A 7,966-nucleotide genomic window follows, 5' to 3' on the forward strand; every position below is an offset into this window, starting at 1 on the left:
CCAGTTCTCTGGTGGCTTTTCGTTTAACCCTTTGTATACAAACCAAATTTTTAGTAAAATAAAGAGTAGACACGAAAAACACTCGTCATGAAAAATTACGAGAAAAGAGTGAGGCTATTTGAGAGAAGAAGTGAAAATTGACACAGAGTATATTACGTTAGGTCAATTTTTAAAGCTAGCAGGTGTTATAGATACCGGAGGAATGGCAAAGTGGTTCCTGAGTGAACATGAAATATTTGTCAATAATGAGCAAGATCAAAGGAGAGGTCGAAAGCTTAGAGCTGGAGATGTTGTTGAAATTCCTACCATCGGTTCATACATTGTCATGTAAAAGGAAGCAGGCTTCGACATATGTGTTGAAGTCTCGCTTACTGTATAGGGATAAAGGATGTTTTGAATATGTATATTGAGCATTTAGGGTTAAAAAATTATCGGAATTACGAAGATTTGACTATTAATTTTGAAAACAAGGTTAATGTCATCTTAGGTGAAAATGCTCAAGGGAAAACAAATGTCATGGAATCCATCTACGTATTAGCCATGGCTAAATCTCATCGAACCTCTAATGATAAAGAACTTATTCGCTGGGATGAAGAATATGCTACAATAGAGGGACGGGTAAAAAAGAGTCACGGTCCTCTCCCAATGCAGCTGATTATTTCTAAAAAAGGAAAAAAGGCAAAATGCAATCATCTTGAGCAGCAAAAATTAAGTCAGTATGTAGGGAATATGAATGTGGTTATGTTTGCGCCTGAGGATCTTACACTTGTGAAAGGGAGTCCGCAGGTTAGAAGGCGATTTATAGATATGGAGATAGGACAAGTATCCCCAATTTATCTTCATGAAATAGGGCAATATCAGAAAATCCTTCAGCAAAGAAACCATTATTTAAAAATGTTACAGATTAAAAAGCAATCAGACGAAACGATGCTCGATATTTTAACGGAGCAATTTATTGACAAGGCTGTTCGTATCGTTTCCAAACGTTATGAATTTCTCCATTTACTTCAAAAATGGGCTATTCCTATCCATAGTGGAATCTCCAGAGGACTAGAAACGTTAAAGATTGAGTATAAACCTTCTGTTGATGTATCAGAAGAGCAAGATTTGTCGAAAATGGTAGAAGTATTTACTCATAAATTTGATAAAATAAAAACAAGAGAGATCGAACGTGGCACGACACTGTTTGGACCTCATCGAGATGATATGCTCTTTTTTGTGAATGGTCGGGATGTACAAACTTTTGGATCTCAAGGCCAGCAACGGACGACTGCATTATCCGTCAAGCTTGCAGAAATTGAACTTATTCATTCAGAAATTGGAGAATACCCGATTTTGCTTTTAGATGATGTTCTTTCAGAGCTGGATGATTATCGCCAATCTCACTTGTTAAACACCATTCAGGGTAAGGTACAAACATTTGTGACAACAACAAATGTAGATGGAATTGACCATCAAACATTAAAAGAAGCGTCAACCTTTACCGTTGATAGTGGGACGATTAAACAAATCTTATGAGGTGGTCATATGTATGTTCATATTGGAGAAGAGACTTTGGTTCGAGCAATAGATATCGTTGCCATCATAAGCAAAGAAAGTGTTGTCTCATCATCACAGATGAATGAATTTTTAATACATGATCGATCAGAGGTAGTGGACCTTTCGAAAGGTGGATATAAATCTATCGTGATCACAAAAGATAAAATCTATTATTCACCGTTATCATCTGGAACATTAAAAAAACGCTCTTATAAATTAACAGCTCAGTATTAGAATAATCTTAGCTCTTTGGCTAAGTGAAAATATATATGGTACGCGAAAATCAGTTGATTTTTGCTTAATTGTGAAAGAAAGAGTAGGTGAACGGTTTATGGCAATGGAACAAAAAGAAGTCCAAGAACAATCATATGATGAAAATCAGATACAGGTTCTGGAAGGTCTTGAAGCCGTAAGAAAAAGACCGGGGATGTATATTGGTTCCACAAGTGTCAAAGGACTCCACCATTTAGTTTGGGAAATCGTTGACAATAGTATTGACGAAGCTTTAGCTGGCTTCTGTACAGAGATAAATGTTGTAATTGAAAAGGATAATAGCATTACAGTTATTGATAATGGACGTGGAATTCCTGTCGGGATCCATGAAAAGATGGGAAGACCAGCCGTTGAAGTTATTATGACTGTCCTTCATGCTGGCGGAAAGTTTGGTGGCGGAGGTTATAAAGTTTCAGGAGGACTTCACGGAGTTGGTGCGTCTGTAGTTAATGCGCTATCCACGTTATTAGAAGTGTATGTTCATCGTGAAGGGAAAATTCACTACCAGAAATTTGAGCGTGGAGTGCCTGTTGCTGACCTAGAAGTGATCGGAGAAACAGACCATACAGGTACGACCATTCACTTTGTCCCAGATAGTGAAATTTTCACTGAGACTCTTGAGTATGATTATGAGACCCTTGCTAATCGTATCCGTGAACTTGCCTTTTTAAACAAAGGGTTAAAAATAACGATTGAAGATAAGCGTGAAGAAAATAAGGGCAATCAGTATTACTATGAAGGCGGTATAAAGTCTTATGTAGAGCACTTAAACCGATCAAAGGAAGTTCTACATGAAGAGCCCATCTTTATTGAAGGCGAAAAAGAGGGAATTACCATCGAGGTCGCCATTCAATACAATGATAGTTATACAAGTAATATTTACTCGTTTGCGAACAATATTCATACCCATGAAGGTGGGACACATGAATCTGGTTTTAAAACAGCTCTAACAAGAATCATAAATGACTATGCGAGAAAATATGGTCAGATCAAAGAAAACGATTCGAATCTGTCTGGTGATGATGTACGAGAAGGGTTAACAGCTATTGTATCAATTAAACATCCAGATCCACAGTTTGAAGGCCAAACAAAAACGAAACTTGGTAACTCAGAGGTAAGAGCAGCAACAGATACGATTTTTGCCGAAGCACTGGATAAGTTTCTTCTTGAAAACCCTACAGTTGCTAGAAAAATAGTTGAAAAAGGCTTAATGGCGGCAAGAGCCCGTTTAGCTGCCAAAAAAGCGAGAGAGTTAACACGTCGAAAGAGTGCCCTTGAGGTATCGAGCTTACCAGGTAAGCTTGCGGACTGCTCTTCCAAAGATCCTGAAATCAGTGAGATATATATCGTTGAGGGAGACTCAGCGGGTGGGTCAGCAAAACAAGGACGTGACCGTCATTTCCAAGCGATTCTTCCACTTAGAGGGAAAATCCTTAACGTAGAAAAAGCAAGATTGGATAAAATTCTTTCAAATAATGAAGTTCGTGCTATGATTACAGCCATCGGAACGGGGATTGGCGAAGACTTTGATCTTTCGAAAGCTCGCTATCATAAAGTTGTAATTATGACGGATGCCGATGTGGACGGTGCGCATATTCGAACACTGATTCTAACATTCTTCTATCGATATATGAGACAAATCTTAGAGGCCGGTTATATTTATATCGCTCAGCCACCGTTATACAAAGTTCAACAAGGGAAACGCATTGAATATGCCTATAACGATAAAGAATTAGACCGTATTTTCGCAGAGCTTCCGAGTCAACCGAAACCTAATATTCAACGTTACAAAGGATTAGGTGAAATGAACCCTGATCAGCTTTGGGAAACAACCATGAACCCTGAGACTAGAACCATGTTGCAGGTTAGTCTTCAAGATGCCATTGAAGCTGATGAAACATTCGAAATGCTAATGGGAGATAAAGTAGAGCCACGTCGTAACTTTATCGAAGCAAACGCACAATACGTGAAAAACTTAGATATTTAAAAAAGGGTAGAGGGTAACCACTATCCTCCTTTTCTTTTCATAGAAGGCTTACAAAGGATCATCATTAGCTTTAAAGGAGGTACACACGTTGGCTGAAACACCAAATTCACAAATTAAAGAAATTAATATAAGCCAAGAAATGAAGACTTCATTCCTAGACTATGCGATGAGCGTAATCGTCTCCCGTGCTTTGCCAGATGTTAGAGATGGATTAAAGCCTGTTCACCGTCGTATTTTATATGCCATGCATGACCTTGGAATGCATTCTGACAAGCCATATAAAAAGTCTGCTCGTATCGTTGGGGATGTAATAGGTAAATACCACCCGCACGGAGACTCAGCGGTGTATGAAACAATGGTACGTATGGCTCAGGACTTTAACTACCGTTACATGCTTGTAGATGGCCATGGAAACTTTGGATCTGTTGATGGAGATTCAGCGGCAGCGATGCGTTATACAGAATCAAGAATGTCAAAAATCTCAATGGAACTGTTGCGAGATATAAATAAAGACACGATTGATTATCAAGATAACTATGATGGAGAAGAAAAAGAGCCAGTTGTTCTACCTGCTCGTTTCCCGAATCTTCTTGTCAATGGAACAACAGGGATTGCAGTTGGAATGGCAACGAATATCCCCCCGCACCAACTAGGTGAAGTTATTGATGGTGTCTTAGCTGTAAGTAAAGACCCTGAAATCACGACTGCGGAGCTTATGGAGATCATCCCAGGTCCCGATTTTCCAACGGGCGGATTAATACTAGGTCGAAGTGGGATCCGAAAGGCTTACGAAACAGGCAGAGGTTCCATTACATTACGAGCAAAGGTTGTCATAGAACAAAAAGCAAATGGCAAGGAAGTTATCATTGTCAACGAAATTCCATACCAGGTAAATAAGGCAAAGCTTATTGAGAAAATTGCTGAGCTAGCCCGTGAGAAAAAAATTGATGGTATTACAGATCTTCGTGATGAATCAGATCGAAATGGTATGCGTATTGTTATTGAGGTTCGTAAGGATGCAAATGCCAATGTATTATTAAATAATCTTTACAAGCAGACGGCTTTACAAACGAGTTTTGGAATTAACACATTAGCTTTAGTAAATGGACAACCTAAGGTTTTAAATTTAAAGCAGTGTTTAGTTTACTACCTAGATCATCAAAAAGTAGTCATTCGAAGAAGAACAGAATTTGAATTACGAAAAGCAGAAGCACGTGCTCACATTTTAGATGGATTACGAATTGCGCTTGATCATTTAGACGCAGTTATTAGCTTAATTCGTTCTTCACAAACAACGGATATCGCTCGTGAGGGGTTAATGACTACCTTTGAGCTTTCTGAAAAGCAAGCTCAGGCAATTTTAGATATGCGATTACAGCGTTTAACCGGTTTAGAACGCGAAAAAATCGAGGAAGAGTATCAAAGCCTTGTGAAGTTAATTGCAGAGCTAAAGGAAATTTTAGCAAACGAAGAGAAGGTTCTTGAAATTATTAGAGAAGAACTATCTGAAATTAAAGAACGTTTCAACGATAAGCGTCGTACTGAAATCGTAACGGGTGGAGTCGAAAACATTGAAGATGAGGATTTAATTCCGGTTGAGAATATCGTTATTTCGTTAACTCATAATGGATACATCAAACGCCTTCCAGTTTCAACCTACCGTGCGCAAAAACGTGGTGGTCGAGGAATACAAGGAATGGGAACGAATGAGGATGATTTCGTTGAACATCTTGTTACAACGTCCACTCATGATACAATTCTATTCTTTACAAACAAAGGGAAAGTGTATCGTTCAAAAGGGTATGAAATTCCTGAATTCTCCAGAACAGCAAAAGGAATTCCTATCATCAATCTACTTGAAGTGGATAAAGGAGAATGGGTAAATGCCATTATCCCTGTTTCAGAGTTTGTAGATGACTGGTTCCTGTTCTTTACAACCAAGGAAGGAATATCGAAACGATCTCCACTCACTTCCTTTGCAAATATTCGAAACAATGGTTTAATTGCCTTGAACTTACGTGAGGAAGATGAATTGATTTCCGTTCGTCTTACAGATGGAAGCAAAGAAATTATTATTGGAACGAAGAACGGGTTACTTATTCGTTTCCCTGAAACGGATGTTCGCTCTATGGGGCGTACTGCAACAGGAGTTAAAGGAATCAACATTGATGAAACTGATGAAGTTGTTGGAATGGAAGTACTTGAAGAGAATACAGAAATATTAATTGTTACTAAGAATGGATATGGTAAACGTACACCTGCCGAAGAATATAGAATTCAAGGGCGTGGTGGTAAAGGGATCAAAACATGTAACATTACAGATAAAAACGGAAGCTTAGTTGCGATGAAGGCTGTAACAGGTGAAGAAGACGTCATGCTAATTACTACCGGCGGAGTTTTAATCCGTATGGCGGTTAGTGATATCTCAACAATGGGAAGAAATACACAAGGTGTGAGATTGATCAGATTGAATGAGTCAGAAGAAGAATTTGTAGCAACTGTAGCAATGGTTGAAAAAGAAGAAGAAAAAGAAGATGTCATCACTGGTGAAGATGAAGAGTCACAAGATATTGAACCGGCGGATGAAGAATAATTTTCAAGAGAGGGACATTATTATGTTCCTCTTTTTTTATGAATTGGGTAAAATAGACTAAGAATATTATTGCTAGAGGGTGTAATTAGTGCGAGTTCTGATAAAAGAAGTTCAAGAAGGGTGCATTCTTTCTGAAGATGTTATTGGGTCTTCAGGTAGGGCAATTGTCCCGAAGAAAACAGTGTTAACTTCCGAATTGCTTGAAGTGTTAAAAGCCTTCTTAGTACCTGAAATAGAGGTTGAAAAGACTCTGTCTAGCGGTCATCCTTTTATTCCTAATGAGATTCTTTTGGATGACGAAGAAGTGAGACGTGAGGAAAATGAAGAGCAAAGGGAACTTACATTCACCGAACTCTTTCTTCAAGCATCAAGAAGCTTTAAAAAAGAATTTCGAAGCTGGCAGGCAGGTTTGCCAGTAGATGTCACAAAGGTAAGAAGTATTATCTTTCCGTTAATCGAAAAAATAGATCAAAATCAAGCAGATCTGTTTCAACTTCACCACTTCTCTACTGAGGAAGACTATTTATACCAGCATGCGGTTGCAGTTGGATTAATTAGCAGTTTTATCTCTAAGAAACTAGGTTTTAATAAAGGGGAGATTGTTCAGGTTGCTTTGGCTGGAACATTAAGCGATTGTGGAATGGCAAAGCTTTCTGAAGGAATATTAAATAAGAGAACCCCCCTTACACAAGAGGAGTATCAAGAAGTAAAAAACCACCCGACAAATAGCTATAGACTTATTCAGAGTACCCCTTTTATTAGAGAGGCTGGTAAAATTGCCATTTTCCAGCATCATGAGCGTTTGGATGGAAGTGGGTACCCATTAGGAGAAAAGGGACAGAAAATCCACCAGTATGCAAAAATTATTGGGGTAGCTGACACCTTCCATGCAATGACTTCGCAACGTTTGTATCGAAAAAAACAATCTCCTTTTAAAGTTTTGGAGATGATGCTCCAAGATTTATTTGGACAGTTTGATATTGCCTCCATCCGTGCACTTCAAGCGGGAATTATGAATATTTCTATTGGGAGTTTAGTAAAACTTTCAAATGGACAAGAAGCTGAAATTCTTTTTATTGATGAGAATGCACCTACAAGACCACTTGTAAAAGTATTCCCTACTAATGAGATTATTCATTTGCAGAGAAACCGAATGATCTTTATCGATGAAGTAAAGATTCCTTAGAATGGTTGAGCCAGATACTAAATTATCTGGCTCTTGTGTTTTCCAATTATTAGTTGTTGAATAATAATTAGTGGCTTGCTATACTAATAAAAGTCAACTCACCAAGTACTTTATATTTTATTAAAAACTTTTTTAAAAAAGTAGTTGAAATGAGTTGGTGAACATGATATATTATTAAAGTCGCCTCGTTGCGATAGAAATTGTTCTTTGAAAACTAAACAAATCATACGTCAACAAAAAAAATGATTGGTGTTGAAATATACACTAGCCAACGTTTTAACTTTAAGAGCTAATCTTACTCTTTATTGGAGAGTTTGATCCTGGCTCAGGACGAACGCTGGCGGCGTGCCTAATACATGCAAGTCGAGCGGACTTGGAGGAAGCTTGC

At 38.2% G+C, this 7,966-nt stretch carries 6 protein-coding genes and 1 rRNA gene; all 7 read left to right on the top strand.

Annotated features, from left to right (window positions below; translation table 11 throughout):
• Window positions 1-118: 118 nt before the first annotated feature.
• On the top strand, window positions 119-331 hold the full coding sequence (gene yaaA, locus M3175_RS20410) for a S4 domain-containing protein YaaA (protein WP_160547692.1): 213 nt from the start codon (window positions 119-121) through the stop codon (window positions 329-331).
• Between the two features lie 68 nt (window positions 332-399).
• Window positions 400-1,518 (top strand): DNA replication/repair protein RecF, encoded by a 1,119-nt coding sequence (gene recF, locus M3175_RS20415; RefSeq protein WP_251523020.1) that lies wholly within the window; start codon window positions 400-402, stop codon window positions 1,516-1,518.
• Between the two features lie 9 nt (window positions 1,519-1,527).
• Window positions 1,528-1,773: an extracellular matrix regulator RemB gene (gene remB / locus M3175_RS20420; protein ID WP_251523022.1), complete on the top strand. Its 246-nt coding sequence runs from the start codon at window positions 1,528-1,530 to the stop codon at window positions 1,771-1,773.
• A 103-nt stretch (window positions 1,774-1,876) separates the two neighbouring features.
• On the top strand, window positions 1,877-3,799 hold the full coding sequence (gene gyrB, locus M3175_RS20425; protein WP_251523030.1) for a DNA topoisomerase (ATP-hydrolyzing) subunit B: 1,923 nt from the start codon (window positions 1,877-1,879) through the stop codon (window positions 3,797-3,799).
• Window positions 3,800-3,887: 88 nt separating this feature from the next.
• The gene (gene gyrA / locus M3175_RS20430; protein ID WP_285852370.1) at window positions 3,888-6,392 is read left to right on the top strand and encodes a DNA gyrase subunit A; all 2,505 of its coding nucleotides are present in this window, start codon (window positions 3,888-3,890) and stop codon (window positions 6,390-6,392) included.
• Window positions 6,393-6,480: 88 nt separating this feature from the next.
• A complete protein-coding gene (locus M3175_RS20435) occupies window positions 6,481-7,578 on the top strand; it encodes an HD-GYP domain-containing protein (RefSeq protein ID WP_251523024.1) in 1,098 nt (365 codons plus the stop codon).
• A 302-nt stretch (window positions 7,579-7,880) separates the two neighbouring features.
• Window positions 7,881-7,966 (top strand): 16S ribosomal RNA (locus M3175_RS20440); the annotation flags it as partial.

Source organism: Robertmurraya korlensis (genome assembly GCF_023715225.1).
Lineage (GTDB): Bacteria > Bacillota > Bacilli > Bacillales > Cytobacillaceae > Robertmurraya_A.

Bases quoted from the DNA above. Each gene is read 5' to 3' on its own strand.
- recF (WP_251523020.1), top strand. From the start codon at position 400: ATGTATATTGAGCATTTAGGGTTAAAAAATTATCGGAATTACGAAGAT.
- remB (WP_251523022.1), top strand. From the start codon at position 1,528: ATGTATGTTCATATTGGAGAAGAGACTTTGGTTCGAGCAATAGATATC.
- gyrB (WP_251523030.1), top strand. From the start codon at position 1,877: ATGGAACAAAAAGAAGTCCAAGAACAATCATATGATGAAAATCAGATA.